This window comes from Nostoc sp. LPT (genome assembly GCF_017115165.1).
In the GTDB taxonomy this organism is placed as follows: Bacteria; Cyanobacteriota; Cyanobacteriia; order Cyanobacteriales; family Nostocaceae; genus Nostoc.
This window is the reverse complement of sequence record NZ_JABXKF010000105.1, coordinates 77,993-97,575: the sequence shown is the minus strand read 5'-3', so window position 1 is coordinate 97,575 and position 19,583 is coordinate 77,993. Positions and strand designations below refer to the sequence as shown.

14 protein-coding genes are annotated in these 19,583 nt (G+C 41.5%); 11 read left to right on the top strand and 3 right to left on the bottom strand.

All coding sequences use genetic code 11. The features are described 5' to 3' along the window. Positions 1–17: 17 nt before the first annotated feature. Both eno and HWQ58_RS20160 read right to left on the bottom strand, forming a co-directional pair. Positions 18–1,307, bottom strand: a complete 1,290-nt coding sequence (gene eno, locus HWQ58_RS20165; protein ID WP_292866457.1) for a phosphopyruvate hydratase — start codon at positions 1,305–1,307, stop codon at positions 18–20. 209 nt (positions 1,308–1,516) lie between these two features. Then, a complete protein-coding gene (locus HWQ58_RS20160; protein WP_292866454.1) occupies positions 1,517–1,654 on the bottom strand; it encodes a hypothetical protein in 138 nt (45 codons plus the stop codon). 277 nt (positions 1,655–1,931) lie between these two features. Here HWQ58_RS20160 and gloA point away from each other — a divergent pair, with 277 nt between their 5' ends. From gloA to HWQ58_RS20105, 11 genes are all read left to right on the top strand, one after another. Continuing rightward, positions 1,932–2,366: a lactoylglutathione lyase gene (gene gloA / locus HWQ58_RS20155; protein ID WP_292866452.1), complete on the top strand. Its 435-nt coding sequence runs from the start codon at positions 1,932–1,934 to the stop codon at positions 2,364–2,366. Positions 2,367–2,987: 621 nt separating this feature from the next. Beyond that, positions 2,988–5,630 (top strand): ATP-dependent chaperone ClpB, encoded by a 2,643-nt coding sequence (gene clpB, locus HWQ58_RS20150; RefSeq protein WP_292866449.1) that lies wholly within the window; start codon positions 2,988–2,990, stop codon positions 5,628–5,630. A 755-nt stretch (positions 5,631–6,385) separates the two neighbouring features. Then, positions 6,386–11,332, top strand: a complete 4,947-nt coding sequence (hpsA, locus tag HWQ58_RS20145) for a hormogonium polysaccharide biosynthesis protein HpsA (protein ID WP_292866447.1) — start codon at positions 6,386–6,388, stop codon at positions 11,330–11,332. A gap of 205 nt (positions 11,333–11,537) precedes the next feature. Then, on the top strand, positions 11,538–12,254 hold the full coding sequence (gene hpsB, locus HWQ58_RS20140; protein ID WP_292866444.1) for a hormogonium polysaccharide secretion pseudopilin HpsB: 717 nt from the start codon (positions 11,538–11,540) through the stop codon (positions 12,252–12,254). A gap of 65 nt (positions 12,255–12,319) precedes the next feature. Beyond that, positions 12,320–13,342: a hormogonium polysaccharide secretion pseudopilin HpsC gene (gene hpsC, locus HWQ58_RS20135; protein WP_292866440.1), complete on the top strand. Its 1,023-nt coding sequence runs from the start codon at positions 12,320–12,322 to the stop codon at positions 13,340–13,342. Between the two features lie 38 nt (positions 13,343–13,380). Next, positions 13,381–14,079 (top strand): prepilin-type N-terminal cleavage/methylation domain-containing protein, encoded by a 699-nt coding sequence (locus tag HWQ58_RS20130; protein WP_292866439.1) that lies wholly within the window; start codon positions 13,381–13,383, stop codon positions 14,077–14,079. 148 nt (positions 14,080–14,227) lie between these two features. Continuing rightward, positions 14,228–15,187, top strand: coding sequence for a hormogonium polysaccharide biosynthesis glycosyltransferase HpsE (gene hpsE, locus HWQ58_RS20125; RefSeq protein ID WP_292866437.1), 960 nt, complete (start codon positions 14,228–14,230; stop codon positions 15,185–15,187). 21 nt (positions 15,188–15,208) lie between these two features. After that, the gene (gene hpsE / locus HWQ58_RS20120; RefSeq protein WP_292866435.1) at positions 15,209–16,201 is read left to right on the top strand and encodes a hormogonium polysaccharide biosynthesis glycosyltransferase HpsE; all 993 of its coding nucleotides are present in this window, start codon (positions 15,209–15,211) and stop codon (positions 16,199–16,201) included. Position 16,202: 1 nt separating this feature from the next. Beyond that, positions 16,203–17,195: a glycosyltransferase gene (locus HWQ58_RS20115; RefSeq protein ID WP_292866432.1), complete on the top strand. Its 993-nt coding sequence runs from the start codon at positions 16,203–16,205 to the stop codon at positions 17,193–17,195. 26 nt (positions 17,196–17,221) lie between these two features. Then, the gene (locus HWQ58_RS20110; protein WP_292866430.1) at positions 17,222–17,872 is read left to right on the top strand and encodes a type II secretion system protein; all 651 of its coding nucleotides are present in this window, start codon (positions 17,222–17,224) and stop codon (positions 17,870–17,872) included. A gap of 33 nt (positions 17,873–17,905) precedes the next feature. Then, complete coding sequence (locus HWQ58_RS20105) at positions 17,906–18,559, top strand: TIGR04282 family arsenosugar biosynthesis glycosyltransferase (protein WP_292866428.1); 654 nt, start codon at positions 17,906–17,908, stop codon at positions 18,557–18,559. Positions 18,560–18,882: 323 nt separating this feature from the next. On the opposite strand, the gene HWQ58_RS20100 is transcribed toward HWQ58_RS20105, so the two are convergent. Next, positions 18,883–19,539, bottom strand: coding sequence for an NAD(P)H-binding protein (locus tag HWQ58_RS20100; protein ID WP_292866425.1), 657 nt, complete (start codon positions 19,537–19,539; stop codon positions 18,883–18,885). Between the last annotated feature and the right edge of the window lie 44 nt (positions 19,540–19,583).

The following is a 19,583-nucleotide window of genomic DNA, read 5'->3' as shown; positions in this document are numbered from 1 at the left end:
CCTGCTCCCTCATCTCTCTACTTCGGCCCTAACCCCACAGCACCAGCATAAACGGCGCGATCGCCTAGTTCATCTTCAATTCGCAGCAAGCGATTATATTTTGCTACTCGTTCGCTGCGACATAGAGAACCTGTTTTGATTTGACCGGCACGGGTTGCTACAGCTAAATCAGCGATCGTTGTATCTTCAGTTTCACCAGAACGATGGCTAATTACTGAACGGATACTGTTGCGAGTTGCCAAATCAATCGTTTCCAAGGTTTCGGTGAGTGAACCAATTTGATTGAGTTTAATCAAAATGGCATTAGCGGCTTTTTCCTGGATGCCTTTTTGCAAGCGAGTAGCGTTAGTCACAAACAAGTCATCCCCTACCAACTGCACCCGCGAACCTAACTTCTGGGTCAGTAATTGCCAACTTTGCCAATCTTCTTCGTGTAAGCCATCCTCAATTGACACAATTGGGTATTGGTCAACTAGTTGTCCTAAATAATCAATAAATTCAGCCGAGGCGTGAGGTTTACCATCGTAAACATACTGACCATTCTTGTAAAATTCGCTAGCCGCCACATCTAACGCCAAAGCTACTTGTTCCCCTGGTTTGTAACCAGCTTTCTTAATGGCAGCAACCAGCAATTCCAAAGCCACCTGATTAGATTCTAGGTTAGGGGCAAAGCCGCCTTCATCGCCCACACCAGTAAGCAAACCCTTCTCATCTAACACCTGGCTGAGGGTAGCAAACACCTCTGCACCCCAGCGCAACGCTTCCCCGAAGGAAGTTGCGCCAATTGGGACAATCATAAACTCTTGAAAATCCACGTTATTTGAGGCGTGTGCGCCACCGTTAATCACGTTCATCAACGGCACTGGGAGCAAATTCGCTAAAGGGCCACCCAAATAGCGATACAGAGGAATTTCTAGAGACTCAGCACCAGCTTTAGCAGCTGCTAAGGAAACCCCCAAAATTGCATTAGCCCCCAAATTGGATTTGTTAGCAGAACCATCTATCGCAATCATTGTGCGGTCTAGCAGTTCTTGATTGAGGACATCTAAGCCTAACAATTGTGGTGCAAGTGCTTCCTTGACGTTTTGTACTGCCTTGAGTACGCCTTTGCCCCCATAACGACTTTTATCGCCATCACGCAGTTCGTGAGCCTCAAAAGTGCCAGTAGATGCACCACTGGGAACTTGCGCCAGTCCGACAACACCGTTAGCTAAATGCACTTCGGCTTCAATTGTCGGTCTACCACGTGAATCAAGAATTTCACGGGCTGCGATCGCTTCAATGGCAGTATCTAAAATGTTACTCATCTGTACTTAGTCCTTTACTTTGATTGCGTTCTTAGCGCCGATATAGTTTAGTGGCTAACCCAATCGCTAGCATAGGCGTTTAGGAAGCTTTGTAGGCTGAGATTAAAGAATATTTCCAGCCATTGGGTGAAAGCGCTTTGCCCAAGGATTCAGATTAGAGATTGGAGATTAGCGCTGTCAAGGTGAGTCTTTTATTCATTACGAGCTTTTTAACTCGGCATTTGGACTTCTGAACTCGGTATTTGAACTTTTGAACTCGGCACTTGAGCTTCTGAACTCGGCACTTGAGCTTCTGAACTCGGTATTTGGACTTCTGAACTCGGTATTTGGACTTCTGAACTCGGCACTTGAGCTTCTGAGTGAGTCTCAGCAGGGGATTTTACTCTATCTTCTGTTGGAATCTTCCATAACTAGCAACTTAGGTAATGTAGCTATCTCTGACTTTTGTAAAATACAGTTCATTCTTTTTTAAAAAGTTCAGATCCTCCCTAACTCCTCTCCAGTCCCCTATCTTTGCCGAAGTTGAGCAATTTTTGGATTCTATCCAAATGCGATCGCCTCTGGCAACTTCTGTAAAATGTTGACAGAGAATAACACTAAATCAATTACAGAGAAAAGCTCAATATGCGATTACTACACACAATGCTACGGGTGGGCAACCTTGAAGAATCCTTAAAGTTCTACTGTGAAATTCTAGGAATGAAATTACTGCGCCAAAAAGATTATCCGGCGGGAGAATTTACCCTGGCTTTTGTTGGCTACGGCGACGAAAGCGATAACACGGTGATCGAACTAACCTACAACTGGGGGGTAGAAAAGTACGAATTGGGTAATGCTTATGGTCACATTGCCCTTGGCGTTGATGATATTTACGCTACGTGTGAGGAAATCCGCAATCAAGGCGGTAAAGTCGTGCGCGAACCAGGACCGATGAAACATGGTTCGACGGTAATTGCTTTTGTGGAAGATCCAGATGGGTATAAAATTGAACTTATTCAACTGGGAACTCAAGGTTCAGGAGTCAAACAGGAATCACAAGAGCAACTTGTGAGTCAGTAATTTTTATCAGGGATTTCCAAAAAATTAATTATCCGGTAGGGTGGAATGTCATTTATTTAAGCTGGATTCAGATCCTCGACTTCTTCAAAAAGTTGGGAATCTGGGTAGGAACTTGTACTTAAGAGCCATAGGAAAATCCACACAGATGTCTTAAAAAGTTGAGCTAGAGAGAGATTGATTTTTCCCACGCACTGTCGTCTTGTGTCAGTAAACCCAGATGACGCGCGAGACTTTTCCCTTTTTAGGCAGGTTAGGGGATCTTCTTTACGTAAATCCTATTAGTATTACCCCCATACTGCCCTTGATAAGCAACACTAAGTAGCGAAGCGTTAGCGAGTCCGCGAGCGTCATAGCCCGTCGTAGACATCGCTCCAATAACACCATCGGGGAAAGTCTGCTCATAACAGTATTTTCGTTTTAAATTAGGAAATAGGCAATGGATTAAACTATCATCAATTGCCAATCCCAAATTGCCACCGGAGATACACGCGGATATACGCTGAGAATGTTTGGATAATTATCTGGGTATTAAGGAGTAGGGTTACAACCACTCCCAACTCCCTACTCCCTTTAATAATCCCCAATCCTTAAACTAAAAATCCAAATTCAAAAATTTTAAAGATGCAACCTACAGATCCAAATAAATTTACTGATAAAGCCTGGGAAGCAATTGTTAAATCTCAGGATATAGTCCGTGCTTATCAACAACAGCAACTAGATGTTGAACATTTAATTATTGCCCTGTTAGAAGAACCCACTAGTCTAGCAATACGTATCCTGGCTCGATCTGAGGTCGATCCAATCCGCTTGCAGCAGCAGCTAGAAGCCTTTACCCAACGTCAGCCGAAAGTTGGTAAAAGCGATCAGCTTTACCTTAGCCGCAATTTGGATATTTTACTAGACCGAGCCGAGGAAGCTAGAGCCAGGATGAAAGACTCCTACATTTCCGTAGAACACATACTTTTGGCCTTTGCTGAAGACGATCGCATTGGACGAAAAATACTCAAAGGCTTTAGCGCGGATGCACCCAAACTCGAAGCTACTATCAAAACTATTCGCGGTAGCCAAAAGGTGACAGATCAAACCCCAGAATCCCGCTATGACGCCTTACAAAAATTTGGCAGAGATTTGACAGAACAGGCAAAAGCAGGAAAACTCGACCCGGTAATTGGGCGGGATGATGAAATTCGGCGGGTAATTCAAGTATTGTCTCGTCGTAGCAAAAATAATCCCGTACTGATTGGTGAACCTGGAGTAGGTAAAACAGCGATCGCTGAAGCTTTAGCACAACGAATGGTCAATGGTGATGTTCCTGAATCTCTGAAAAACCGCCAACTGATCTCTTTAGACATCGGTAGTTTAATTGCTGGGGCAAAATTGCGAGGAGAATTTGAAGAACGTCTGAAAGCTGTCCTCAAAGAAGTTACGGAATCTAACGGTCAAATTGTCTTGTTTATTGACGAACTACATACCGTAGTCGGTACAGGTTCCAGCCAACAAGGGGCAATGGATGCGGGAAATTTGCTCAAACCAATGCTGGCGCGGGGAGAACTGCGTTGCATTGGTGCTACTACCCTTGATGAGTTCCGCAAACACATTGAGAAAGATGCCGCCCTAGAACGCCGCTTTCAGCAAGTATTTGTCGATCAGCCAAGTGTGGAAAATACTATTTCGATTCTACGGGGATTAAAAGAACGTTATGAAGTGCATCACAACGTCAAAATTTCTGATTCGGCTTTGGTAGCAGCAGCAACCCTGTCAGCACGTTATATTAGCGATCGCTTCTTACCAGATAAAGCTATTGACTTAGTAGATGAAGCAGCAGCACAGTTGAAAATGGAGATTACCTCCAAACCAGCCGAATTGGAAACCATTGATCGCCGCCTCATGCAGTTAGAAATGGAAAAGCTGTCATTAGCTGGCGAAGAAAAGGGCACTTCCCAAACTAAAGAACGTTTGCAGCGCATTGAACAAGAAATTGCCAATTTAACAGAAAAACAGCAAATATTTAATGAGCAATGGCAAGGTGAAAAGCAGATATTGGAGGCGATAAGCGCCTTAAAGAAAGAAGAAGATGCGCTGCGAGTGCAAATTGAACAGGCGGAACGTGCTTACGATCTAAATAAAGCTGCCCAACTAAAGTATGGCAAATTGGAGGGAGTGCAGCACGAGCGCGAAGCCAAAGAAGCGAGCCTTTTAGAAATTCAAAACCAAGGTTCCACTTTGCTGCGAGAACAAGTCACCGAAGCCGATATTGCCGAAATTGTCGCAAAGTGGACAGGAATCCCCGTCAATCGCTTGTTGGAATCGGAACGACAAAAATTACTGCAATTAGAAAGTCATTTGCATCAACGAGTCATTGGGCAAGAAGAGGCTGTAGAAGCAGTAGCAGCCGCAATTCGCCGCGCCCGTGCGGGGATGAAAGACCCCTCTCGTCCCATTGGTTCATTTTTGTTCATGGGCCCCACAGGTGTAGGCAAAACCGAACTTGCCCGTGCTTTAGCTCAGTTTCTCTTTGATTCTGATGATGCATTGGTGCGCTTGGATATGTCTGAGTATATGGAAAAACACTCAGTTTCTCGCTTAGTGGGTGCGCCTCCAGGATACATAGGATATGAAGAAGGCGGTCAACTTTCCGAGGCGATTCGCCGCCGTCCTTACTCAGTGGTGCTGTTGGATGAAGTGGAAAAGGCGCACCCCGATGTGTTCAATATTTTATTGCAGGTGTTAGATGATGGGAGAGTTACTGACTCTCAAGGAAGGACGGTAGATTTTCGTAACACCGTCATTGTGATGACCAGTAACATTGGTAGCGAACATATCTTGGATATATCTGGTGATGATTCCAAGTATGAAACGATGCGGGTTAGGGTAATGGAAGCCTTGCGATCGCATTTCCGCCCGGAATTTCTCAACCGTCTTGATGATATTATTCTCTTTCATACACTAAATCGCACAGAAATGCGGCAGATCATCCGCATTCAACTCAAGCGGGTAGAAAATCTCCTCCGCGAGCAAAAAATCTTCTTTGAGATATCCCAATCTGCCTGCGATCACCTTGTCGAATCAGGCTATGACCCAGTTTACGGTGCCCGCCCACTCAAACGGGCAATTCAGCGAGAAGTAGAAAACCCCCTTGCCACCAAGTTATTGGAAAATACTTTTATCTCTGGAGACACGATTATCATCGACAAAAATGAGAACGGTCTGTCTTTTAGCAAAAAAATGCTTGTGAAGGTGTCAGTACCACAAATTGCTACATAGCACCTGGCATCTCCCCTTCACTCACATACCCAAAGGGTTGTAGGGAGAAGAGCAAACTGGCTTGGATACACAAACAAAGTCTAAGAATAATTGAGGGTTTGAAACCCACGGAGGTGGTTAAACCCCGTATAGTTGCGGTTTCTAATCACCCTTTTTAACGTTGATCTAACTGCGTGTTGCATCTATGATGCCTAGTAGCTTCTGCCACAGGGTACTAATTTTTCGTATCTTGTGGCAGAAGCTTGCTTGCATTTAAAGGTGGTAATGGGATTTACGCCAAGGTGTACTAGTGAGTAATTAGTAATTAATCAAAGCAATGTGAACAACAAGATTCTCGACTTCTTAATTAAAAAAGTCGCGAATCTAAGCCGCACATCTGATTATTTTGCACTTAACTGATATCTTTCCTTTAACAGATGGGTATTATAAGCCTACTCTGTTGATAACATCTTCATAAATTAGTCTTAAAATAAAACACATTTACGCAAATATACTGTGAAGTAATGCTTTTATTATTTATCAGACTTGAACTAAATAATTCTGAAAAAATCAGTGTTTACCGGATCAAATGAACAATTCATAAATGATATAACTTTAATAAATTATATTTTGTTATAGCTACTTTATTTGAAAGTTAGTAAAGCCAAATATAGTAGTTAGAGCAATATCGTCTCATATAATGCCTGTAAAAATCCTTGATAGGCAGAATTGAAAATTTTGACAAAATAGAAAATCTACTAGACCCAGAAGCAGCTATGTCTCGAAAACGTCAGCTATTCAAGGTAATTAAAAAAACCTTCAGAGAAATTGGTAAGCAGTTTTTATCTGCAATTAATAAGCAAATAATTTGGCTTTTGCGAACTATTTCTGGTACTCAAAGAAGACGTGGTTCGGTTAATTCTGGCTTTGTATTGCCAACAGTGGCGATGGTCGTTTTGGTAGTCGTACTGTTAACAACTGCAATTTTGTTTCGGTCTTTTGAGCGTTCTAAAAATGCTAGTAATGTCCGTGTGAATGAAGCAACAATGCAAGCCGCCACCCCTGCTTTAGATAGGGCTAAAGCCAAAATAACTGCACTGTTTGCTGACCCGACTCTACCACGATCTGTACCATCAAATGTAACACTATACAATACCTTAATTAATAAACTTTCTGTTTATACATTTGGTGATGAAACTCCCATCACCTTGGCTTATAACCTAAATAAAAGTACTACAACTCCGATGATTGAAGCAGGTAGTAGTATGGCTTTAGAAAATAAAGAAAACATACAAACTGCCTGGAAATTTCCTGCTGATACAGATAATAACGGTAAATTTGATAGCTTTATTCTCTATGGTATCTACTTCCGCACTCCCCCCCAAACTGGTACAACCCAAAACAGAAGTAGAAGCCCACTAGATGCTAGAACTCCTCCTATGCTACTAGCTAAGGCAGGTGGAGCTTGTGACATAGCTGGTGATACTAGCGCCAGCTTAGTAGGTAGTTCGGGTTGGTATAAGCTACCAACTGGCGAATTGAAAAAAAGCTTTTTCGTTTATGCAGTAACGGTACCCATTAGTGATATTGCTCAAGCTACTTCTCTTGATGCAACCAAATATGAGAAGTATCGAGGTAATAAGGGCTTTTCTGCATTAGAAATGCAACAAGATCGTAGTCAAGTTTCTATTACTAATAATGCCGTTGTCTATGAAGATGACTTAGATATTACACCAGGGCCTAGATTCCGTCTTAATGGACGCATCTTTACCAACAGTAACTTATTTACTGCTAAAACTAATCAAGATATAACTCTATTTCAGGTCAGTAGTAGGTATTCATGTTACTACGAACGAGAAAATAGCAAGATAGTTGTTGGCGGCAATATTGCCACTAGTAGTCCAATCAGTACAAGTAATACAGGTGGAACATACGTAGATTTATTTGTAGAAAATGGTGCGCCTACTACAAATAAAACTTTAGCATCTACTAATAAAACTACCTCAAATAACTCGAATGACATTGCCTATAACACTCAGGCTTATGCTCAACGTATAGACTTATTAGTGAACGCACAATCAGCTAATGCTACTAGTACCGATCCTCAAGAAATTCAAAGCAATATAAGTAATCGGCTTCTAAGCGATCCAAGCTTGGATGCGACTAAAGTACGTAAGGAAGAATTGGGAAATTGGTTCCGTAAACGTACTAGGCGTGTACCATTTAGAGAAGTTCCTTATGGTACTTCTGGTATTGAAAAATCTGCTGGTGTCGATTACACCACAGCAGATGCAGCAACTTTTATGAAAGGTTCTGTTAATACGCTACGTCCAATGGATGCTTGGATTTATCCAACAGATACGAATACAACACTAACACTAAATACAGCGCAACTACCTACTAGAGATCCAGACGTTGTAGATAATACTCCCGTAATAGAAACAGAGTTAGGCGATCGCATTGTAGTAGGCAATAACCTGCCTGAACTTATATGGGATAGCACAAAAGGAGACTTTGTAGGAGACGATGCTCCGCAACCCATCACTCCTGCTGTTAAGTGGACAAGTAGCACTACCAAAGATCGAACTCGTACCACTCGCGTCAGACAGTTATCAGATTTAGGGGTAACTGGACGTGATGGTTTTTGGGAGATTTCAGCTGCTTCACCCCGATCTAATCCCCTTGATGTGGTGGGTGGACTGAGGGTGATTACAGGTGCTGGAGTATATACACCTACAGGTTCTGGACTAAGAACACTCGTCCAACCTACTATTCCAACACGAGGAGGAAAGCCCGAACTGGTTGACGATCCAAGCACGTCGGGAGTCAACGAAAGTTATGGCACTGTAGTCTGGCCTGATACTATGCCTATGGTTGTATCCGATCCGACCGATCCTTTGAATGCGAGTAAACAAAAACGTAGTGATTTGGTAATGCGTGCCACGGTAGTCTATCACTACAATTTTGATTCCTATAATCCTCAAGCGGCTACAGCAGACGATTATCAAACACCCATGGCCTGTGTAAGTAGCTACTACAACCCTACCAATCAGGCAACAGCAACTACAAACACCTATAATCCTCTTGATTTGACAACAGTAGCAGCATCTAACAATGGGGTTGTTTACGCTGCTCCCGCTACTACATCTGCTGGTATAACTAGAGGACAGGCAGTAGATAGCAATGGTTTTTTAACACCTGGGACTAACGCTAATGATGTTACTAACACTGGTGTAACTTTGCTAGATCGCTTGAAATATCAAGCCAACTTGGTATTTCCCAATGGCCGCCTTGTTAATCCTCTATTAAGGCAAGCACTGGCAAAAGCAACAACCAGTAAACTCACTCTCTCTGAGCAATCAGCAATTGACTCTACTATCTGTGCAATACAGATTGCTGATGGCACTCTGACTCGGAGTACTACCTACATTCCTAATGGCGCAATCAAAGAAATTACATTTCTTGATGCCCGACAAATTAAAGCTATAGATAAAGGTGGTACATTAACTGGAAACTACAATCTAGAAGTTGAACAGCGTCAGCCTCTCGAAATTCGTGCCACTAGCATAAATTTAGGTCAGCTTCGCACACAAGCAATCGGTGCTGCATCAGATAACGAATATCTATTGCCCAATAGCGGCATTATCTATGCCTCTCGTGATGATGCTCAAAAAGATCGCAGTAACCCAACTAGTGAAAATATCAGTGCTAGTGACTACAATCTCGATCCAGAACGGCGACCTAACGCCATTATGTTGATGAATGGCGGTAATTTGAGTCGCCAGACTAATTACAGAGCAGAAGAAAAAGGCTTGATTTTAGCAACTGAACTGCCAGTGTATGTTAAAGGCGATTTTAATCTGCACACTAAACAAGAATTCAAAACCCCGGATCTTTTACCTGCTCCCAGTGCTGCTAACTACGATACTAAATTTTACACTCGTGCTGCGGCAAATCGCGATCCTGACTTTGCTTGTCGGCCTAGTGACCCCAGACTACCCAATTGCACAACAGGCGAAACCTGGCGACCAGCATCAGTAATTGCCGATGCTGTTACCTTGCTTTCTGGTAACTTCCGTGAAGGTTTCCGCAATGAGGGTGATTACGACTTGCGAAATAACCAAGGGAGCGATCCTAACGTCGTACTCAGTCGGCTGAAGGTAGGTTTCTGGAATAACAACTTCGTCACTTCATCTAATTTCTTGACTAACTCTGGTGGTGATGCCTACTATACAGGTACTCCCGCTGCTGCCGACTCAGTAAACAATAACAGTTCTTACGTGAACAACTTCGTCACGCCCATTCAGCGTCGAGGAAGTTTCCCAGAGTATGTAATGGAGATGTGCTTCAAGATACCAGTTTCCGAGTGTCAACCGGGTGACTGGTATGTGGGTTTAGATAGCGATCCTACTACAACTCATACTTTTGACCTAAACACAGAAATCCTAAAAAGGTCTAGTGATGTGGTTGGTGTAAATCCCAACAGACTCTTAGCTGGTACAACTGCGCGATCGCCAAGGGCTGATTTCGCTCAATTTGCTCGTAGGGTTGCGTTCAAACGGAAATACACACCAACAAGTGATCCTGATTTTGGTAAGCTTGTTAATACTAGTAACAACGCCATAAATTATACTAGTGCTAATCCCATTCCACTAGGTATTAAATTAGGTGTAGTAAGAGAATTGCCGCTAAATTTCATAGGTGGTGTGTTAGATCCGCTTAGCACACCTGACATAGCAACTAATGCTCTATGGTTTGCAACCACAACAAATACTACTTCTCCTAATAGCCCACCACCATCGACAATGAGCGAGATCAAATACAACAACACCGATCGTGTATTCTACAGATACCCCAAACTACCGGCTTCTGGTTCGCTTAGGGATTTTCCTGGAGCTACAGACGCGTCACTATTTAACCCTGCTTCACCCGCCAGAGATGCGTCATACCAGCCGCTATTTGAACCTGTATTGCAATTACAAGTAACAACCGCAGCACCTCAAGATCAAGGTTACGCCACTTTAGCAGGATCATCTAGTGTCGTTAAAAACACTAGATGGTTGTCTCAGGCAAGTGCAACAAATTTTAATCTAGTAGTTGCTGCTGGTGATACTCCGGCTCGTGTGGGTTTAAGTACCTTTGAAATCAATGGAGGTTTGCATAACTTTGTGCGGTTCTTAGAAAACTGGGATGGGGTTGATGCCAATATCAACGGTTCATTCATCCAATTTAAACGCAGTATCTATGCTACTGCACCATTCCAAGCTCTTGTCAGACCAGGGCCAACAACTCCTCCTGCAACCACTTCTGACCCTAATGATACTAGTGCTGCTAACCTTTTGAATAATAACAGTATCTTTTACAGACTTCTGAATTCTGCAAGACCTGGTTACACATCAGATAGTACTTACATTACTAATCCTAGTGGTGAAGCGCCTTATTATATGCCTCCTAACCGTAACTGGGGTTTTGATGTGGCGTTATTGGCGCAAAATCCCGACTTGTTTGCCCAGCGCTTTGTAACTCCAGCAGCAGATCCTCCGAATGAATACTTCAGAGAAGTAGGCCGCGATGACCTTTGGGTGAAAACTCTGTTGTGTGGTGTACAAACTCAAACATCGGATGGGTTTGATACTGCGGACACTAGTTACTTTGGCAGCGGTTTCAAATTTGCACTACCAGCAACTGAACGTCCTACTAGCTGCCAACTCCAACCATCCTAAAGTGTTTGAATGAGAGTTTTTACATCACTTTTTGGGTGAATAGACCACGTTAACAGACCTAACCCCCTAGCCCCCTTCTCTATTAGGTAAGGGGGAAAATTCAAAGCCTCTCCCCTTGTAGGGGAGAGGTTTGGAGAGAAGGTTAAGAGTGTATTACACCCGATCGCAAATTACTTTAAAACATAGCCTTATTAAGAAATTGAGTATGAACCCACGCCAACTACAAGAATTATCTGCTCAGTCTAACGATTCTGGTTTTACGATCATTGAGTCGCTTGTGGCGATCCTCGTAGTTGCCATTTTGCTAGTAGCGATCGCACCTGTCTTAGTAATGTCAACAGCAACTCGTGTGCAAGCTAAACGGGTCGAATTGGCAACAGGAGCGGCTAAAGCCTTCATTGATGCTATTAAGTCTAAAACAATATCTGAAGATCAAGTATCAAATACTACCTCACTTTCGGCTGCAACTGCCGCTGCACCTAGAACTGTATCAAGCTCAACTACCAGTAGTGACTATTTAATCAGTAGTGCAGGTGTTCCCGCAGACGCAACTAGTTTGTATTGCTTTCACAATGATGGCAAAATAAATCTACCAAGCGCCTGTACAACCTACAAAACAACCAGTCCAGTTCAGTTTTACATTCAGGCTTTTGGCAATGCAGTTGGAACTATCAGCACAAGTAGCGCTCAAATTGATAGCGGTCAAAGCTATCGTTTGGGAGTTCGGGTATATCGTTCAGATGCCTTCATCGGTACTACTAGCTTGAAAAAAAGTAGTGATAGCAATGGAAAAACAGCAGCAACATTCACCGGGGGACTAGGCGATCGCAAAGCACCCCTAGTAGAAATGACAACTGAAATTGTCAGGGGTCAAAGTTCCTATAGCGCTTTGTGCGATCGCCTTGGTGGTTGTCAACCATAATTAACCTGGTAAACATAAATAATTTCATGACTTAGTATCGGTTACTAAGGAGAACCTGTAGCAAAATGAATATATTGAGGTGGCTGTTAAGTACTCAGCTAAAACCCTCTCACAAGCAAAACAAAAATAGTGGCTTTACCCTGATTGAATTACTGGTGGCTATGCTCATCGCATTTTTAGTAATTACGCCATTACTAGGTTTTATGATCAGCGTTTTAAACACTGATGGACAGGAACAAGCCAAAGCGAACTCTGAGCAAGAAATTAAAGCAGCACTTGACTATATTAGTCGTGATGTCCAACAAGCGATATATATTTATGATGCTACTGGAATTGCTTGTCTAAGCGGTACTGTTGATGCTAGTACCGATAACACTTGCCCAAATGCAGGTACAACTGGGAATCAACTACCTAACGGAACAGATAAAGTTCCTGTGCTTGTTTTTTGGAAACGAGAATTAATTAATCAAGCGATTACAATACTTACAGTCACTCAAAAAGATGATACTTTTGTTTACTCATTAGTTGCCTACTATTTAATAAAAGACACTAACACTACTTGGTCTAACGCTGCACGCATCGCCAGATGGGAAATTAAAGATGGCGTTCCAAATACTGCTGCTACAGTGACTTGCCCTGGATTTACTACAGCCGACAAATATTTCCCATGTCCAGATAAAGGTTTTAAACCATTTGACTTGTCACAAAAGGGCATAACATTACAAGCAAAAATGAATAGTTGGGCAGGAGGGGGGAGTTACGATCAAGTTCCCGTGGTGTTGGTTGATTTTATAGATCAAACAACAACAGTACAAGAAACCCCAACAGCTACAGCAACAGTGACTTGTTCTACTGGCTTTAGTCAAGTTCCAGCAGTCGCAAACCTTGCTAGAAGAGGCTTTTATGCTTGTGTAGATTCAGTTAGCGCAGATAATAGGAGTGCTGCGGAAGTTTATTTAAGGGGTAATGCACAAGCTCGTTTAATACAAAATGATGAAACTAAAGTACGTTACGCGCAGAGTAAATCTAATTATTTTCCGAGTGCAAACATTAAGGTTCAAGGAAGCAGCTTCATTTTTACCAAATAGCTTCTATCTTTGACAAATATTACTAAAAGCAGGATAGTATGCCGAATATTCTTAGTTTAAGACTATTAGATTCTTTCCAGTTGCACAGCCGAGAAACAAAGCTAAAGCAGCAATATTTAGCAAATAGATCGTCTACAGATAGCTACAATCAACAAGATGCTGGATTTAGTCTTATAGAGTTAATAGTAGTACTGCTGTTAGTAGGAATTTTAGCAGCGATCGCAGCTCCTGGTTGGGCTGCTTTTGTAAATCGGCAACGGATAAATAAGGTTAACGACGCCGTTTTCGCCGCACTGCAACAAGCACAGCGCGAAGCTAAAAACAAAAAACTTAGCTACAGTGTCAGTTTTAAAGTTGAAGACAACCTTTCCAAATTCCTTATTCATCAGGGTTCTGTTCCACCGACTTCAGGTGTTGTGTGGAAGTCTTTAGGTGAGGATATGGCGTCTAATTCAGGGCAAATTCTACTGTATACCAACATTGCTGCTTCCAATACACAAAATGCTAGTGGTAACATAGTTGAGACTGCGCCAGGAACCGGCACTATTACTTTCGACTATATGGGTGTATTGGCACCTAAGTCTGACGGTACTGTTGCTGATACATGTTTAAAAGTGATGCTAGCTGCACCCAAAAGAGGAACTACTGAGGCTAGTGCATTGAAACGCTATGTCATAGTGCAAACTCTTCTTGGGGGAATGCGAACAGCGAAAGACGCCGCGTGCAGCAATAATTAAATAATTTTTTTGTAGCGAAACATATCAAAAATTCCATATAAATACGGTACAGAAAACTGCACTTTAAGAGCAAAATTGTAACATCCAGTGCAGTGTTCTAATTTTAAATACCTGAAAAATCGCCCTAATAAAACATAACTTTCGGATAATGACTGAGAACCTTGACTTTACTGTAGCTATCCCAACTTATAACGGTGAAAGTCGTTTGCCTGAACTACTAGAACGACTACAAAACCAACTTCACACTGATAATTTATCTTGGGAAATTATAGTTGTAGACAATAACAGCACTGATAATACAGCTAAAGTTGTTCAAACCTATCAAAAAGATTGGCGATGTCCTTATCCTTTAAAGTATTGCTTTGAAGCAAAACAAGGCGCAGCTTATGCTCGCAAAAAGGCAGTTTTAGAAGCTAAAGGTAGATTCATAGGTTTTCTAGATGATGACAACTACCCAGTAGCAAATTGGGTAGTCGCAGCTTATGCTTTTGGGGAAAAATATCCCAAAGTGGGAGCTTATGGCAGCCAAATTCACCCAGACTGGGAAGTAGAACCACCGGAAAATTTTAAGAGAATTGCTCCATTCTTAGCAATTACAGAACGCGGTAGTCTACCGCTATTATATGAAACATCTAAAAAATTACTACCCCCTTCTGCCGGACTTGTTGTTCGTAAACAAGCATGGTTAGAAAGCGTACCAGATAAGTCTATTTTAACTGGTAGAGTTAAAGGCAATATGCTTACTAGTGAAGATTTAGAAATGTTGTCTTATATCCAAAAATCAGGATGGGAAATCTGGTATAACCCAGAAATGGAAATATCACACAAAATACCAAAATTACGTTTGCAAAAAGATTATTTGATTCCATTCTTTAGAGGAATTGGACTTAGCCGTTGTGTAACTAGAATGGTAAATATAAAACAAATATATAGACCATTTGCTCTTTTATCTTACATGATAAATGACTTGCGTAAAATCACGTTACACTTACTAAAATATCGAACTAATCTGAAAAATGATTTGGTAGCTGCTTGCGAAATGGAACTTTTTTTAAGTAGTTTCATTAGTCCTTTTTATCTGTGGAAAAATGGATACTTTAAAAAATAAATTATTAAAACGTTAGGTATTATGACTGAATTAACAGATAAAAATTTAGATATTAGCGTAGCTATTCCTGCATACAATGGGGCAAACCGTCTACCTAAAATTTTGGATAAGCTATTAACCCAGACAGGAGTAGAACAACTTAGCTGGGAAATTATTATAGTGGATAATAATAGTTCTGATAACACGTATGAAATAATTCAGAATTACCAAAAAATATATGGTGGAAACTGTCATTTAAGATATTTTTTAGAACCTGAACAGGGAGCAGCTTTTGCCAGATTGCGAGCAGTACGTGAAGCCAAAGGGCAGCTAATCGCATTTTTAGATGATGATAACTTACCTGCTCCTGATTGGTTATCAGAAGCCTATACCTTTGGATTAGAGTATCCTCAAGCAGGTGCTTGGAGTGGACAGATTCATGGTAATTTTGAAGTAAACCCGCCAGAAAATTTTGAAAGAATTCAAGCTTTTTTAGCTATTAGAGAACATGGTTCAAATCCATATTTATTTGACGCAGATAATTTAAGACTTCCTCCTGGTGCGGCGCTTGTTGTTCGGAAACAGGTATGGCGTGAAAATGTACCACAGCGACCTAATTTAAGTGGGAAGCTGCCTGGTATTTTGGTACAGGGTGATGACTATGAACCATTGCTTTACATACATTATGCAGGCTGGCAAATTTGGTATAACCCTACCATGCACACCTATCATCAAATACCACGCTGGCGACTTGAGAGAGATTATCTCTTAACTCTGGCACGCGGTTGTGGCTTGTGTATTTTCCAGTTAAGCTTGATAAATACTAAAAATTGGCAAAAACCAATAGTGTTTATAAAAACTATTTTAGGGAATTTACGCCGAGTATTACATCATCGTATTCACTATAGAGGGGAATTGAAAAGTAATTTAATTGCACTTTTTGAAATGGAATTTTACTTGGCTAGTATGATGAGTCCTTTTTATTACTTAAAATCTAATTTGCGCAAAGGATTAAAAAACAAATTAGCCCTGTAAAATGATTAACTATAGTCAACATTTGCCAAAAACTTCTGTAATTATCCCCGCTTATAATAGTGAAAATACTATTCATCACACAATTCAATCTGTTCTAAATCAAACTTTGAGCGATCTAGAATTAATTGTAATTAATGATGGTTCAGAAGACTCAACTTTAGATGTTGTTACACAAATTAAAGATCCCCGAATAAAAATATTTTCCTATACCAATGCTGGCGGAAACGTTAGTCGTAACCGAGGTCTACAGCTTGCAGTTGGAGAATTTGTTAGTTTCTTAGATGCGGATGATCTTTGGACGCCTGATAAGCTTCAGTCTCAGTTAAAGGCTCTGCAAGAAAACGCTACTGCGACAGTTGCTTACAGTTGGACTGATTATATCGATGAAAATAGTGAAATAGTACTCTCTGGTACACACGTTACAGCCAATGGAGACGTTTATGAAAAGTTATTGTTGACAAACTTTTTAGAGAATGGCTCCAATCTTTTGATTCGTAGAGAAGCTTTAATCAAATTAGGTGGATTTGACGAATCTCTAAGTGCTGCTCAAGATTGGGATATGTGGTTGCGATTAGCTTGCCAGTTTGATTTTGTATGCGTACCATCTGTACAAATATTGTACAGAATAAGTACTAATTCAGTTTCTTCTAATCTTGTAAGGCAAGAAAAAGCTTGCTTGCAGGTGCTTGAGAGAGCATATAAGGAAAGACCCTTAGCACTTAAGCATAATTGGAATCTAAGCCTGACAAATTTATACAAATACCTGACATGCAAAGCCCTACAAAAGCCGTTTAATCGACAAAAAGCTTTAACTGCGGCTAAATTTTTATGGAATTATGTTCTGAATAATTCTTCAAGGCTTCAGCGGATAAATTTCACTTTAAAATTATTATTAAAAATTTTCATAATCCTTTTAATGCCTACGTTACTCGACAATATTACTAACCAGCGCGAAGTAAAAAGCTCAAAAACTGAAACGTTGTTTAACAGCTAGGTAGCTGAAAAACTATCAGAATAAAAATGGATAGCCTGGTGCATCTACCACCTTTAATTTATGCAAAAAATCTCTTGAAGAATAATCATTCTAACAGTGGTTTTACCTTACCAGAGATGTTAGTAGTTATTGTATTAATTGGTATATTAGCTACGATCGGAATATCCAATTGGCTGGCTTTTGTAGAAACTCGCCGTCTCAACGCTACCCAAAATGAGGTTTATTATGCTATGCGCCAAGCGCAAAGCCAAGCCACTAAAGATAAATTGACCAGGCAAACCAGTTTTCGCATACAAAATGGTGTCGTGCAATGGGCAGTTCATCAAGCAGAGGCAGGACAATTCGTTCCGGAGACTGTTAAAAACAATGGCAACCTATGGCATAACCTTGAGCCAAACATTCGCATTGATGAAGAGGAAAACAATAAAGGAAAAAAGGAGACAACTTTACTAAAACACACTTCACAGCAAATGTGGCGAGTTTTATTTAACTATCACGGTTGTCCTATTTCTGAAATTGGAAATCAGTGTACAGTAGGCGGATTAGGACAGATAACTTTTTACAGCTTGAATGGTGGCAAAGCTAGACGTTGTGTCTATGTTTCTACCATTTTGGGGGCCATGCGAATGGGAAAAGATCATCCTAGAGCTAACGAAAACGACAAGTATTGCTATTAAGATATTTTATAGTTGATTCAAACAAGGTATTTTGTGCTGAACTTACTAGCAAGCCTAAAACAGCACCTGATTATTTTCACCCGCTATCCAGAATCAGGTAAGACAAAAACTCGATTGATACCTGTTTTGGGAAATGTTGGTGCTGCCAATCTTCAACGGGAAATGACTGAGCATACAATATTTCAGGTTCAAGAATTGCAAAAAGCCATTGACATATCTGTGGAAGTGCGGTTTGCAGGTGGCGATTCGCAACTTATGCAAGACTGGCTGGGGTTGGATTTGGTTTACCAGTTTCAAGGTGAAGGGGATCTAGGTTTGCGGATGGCGCGATCGCTTTTTGATGCTTTTCAATCTGGTGCAGAAAAAGTAATTATCATTGGTACAGATTGTCCTGGAGTGAATGCCCAGATTTTAGCAACAGCCTTTGAGAAGTTACACGCCTTTGACCTTGTACTTGGGCCTGCGCTCGATGGTGGATATTACTTAATTGGTTTGCGCCAACCCATCCCGGAGCTATTCGTTAACATCGAGTGGGGAACTGCTCAAGTATTCCAGAAAACCGTGGATATTGCTCAGAAACTTAATTTATCATACGTGGACTTGTTGCCCTTAGCTGATGTTGACCGACCCGAGGATCTGTCAATTTGGGAACAAGCCCTTGCAGGAAAGATGGAGCGATCGCTTTAGGGAGTGGAATCAAAGGGCGGTCAATTTAGATAATTTCATTAGGGGTGTAAGGGTGTAAGGGTTTAAGGGTGTAAGGTGAAGTCCTTTGGATTGAGACCAAAGGACTTCACGGTTGCCCTTCTTATTGCTGGGCTAAAGACTCATGCGGGTGGTTGGGGCTAGATATCCCCTACCACCATGCAACCCCACACCCCCACACCCGCCCCAACGGGGCTTGGTAAGCTAATTGAAAAAGTGCGTAGGCATCACTTTTTCATGAAGATGTGAGCCGATCGTATTGGGGATGAGAATAAGAGACAGAAGCAGTAAAATCCTGTGGAATATCAGCACTGTTGAAATAGCTCCTTAAAGCTTTTTGAGGCTACTTCAGGTTTGGCAACAATTTCGACAATTTTATTGCGTGCATCTGCTTCAAACAGCGCCTCAACAGCAACTTGGGCGACTTTCTGCCTGGGGATGCTACCATCAAACAGTGTATCTGCACTCTGCATTACGATGTGGTCGGAGTTGTCTTCATTCTTCAACCCCCCAGGCCGGACAATTGTATAAGTCAGACCACTTTTCTGAATATACTCTTCAGCTTGTTTTTTCCACAACAAAATTAGCCAAAACAAGTTCAGCGGATGGAAAAGTCGGGAAGTACACAAAGAAGAAACTAAGATGAGATGCTCAATTCCCTTTGCCTTAGCAGCATCTACTAAATTTTTAGTCCCTTCAAAATCCACTTTATAGGGGCCAGTGGGGTCAAAGCTAGGTTTTGCCCCAGTCGCAACCAACACAACTGTGCTATCTCCCAACGCAGCAGTTAAACTTTCTGGTTGTAATACGTCGCCTACCACTAATTCGGCTTCAGGAGACAGAATACCCCTTGCTTTCTCTATATCCCGCACCAAGGCTCGGACGGGAATATTCCGCGCGATCAATTCTTGCACAATCCGGCGACCTGTTTCACCTGTTGCCCCTGCTACAAATGCTTTCATAATAAATGCTATCCTGGGAAACTATTGTGTGCTTGTTCAGTTCT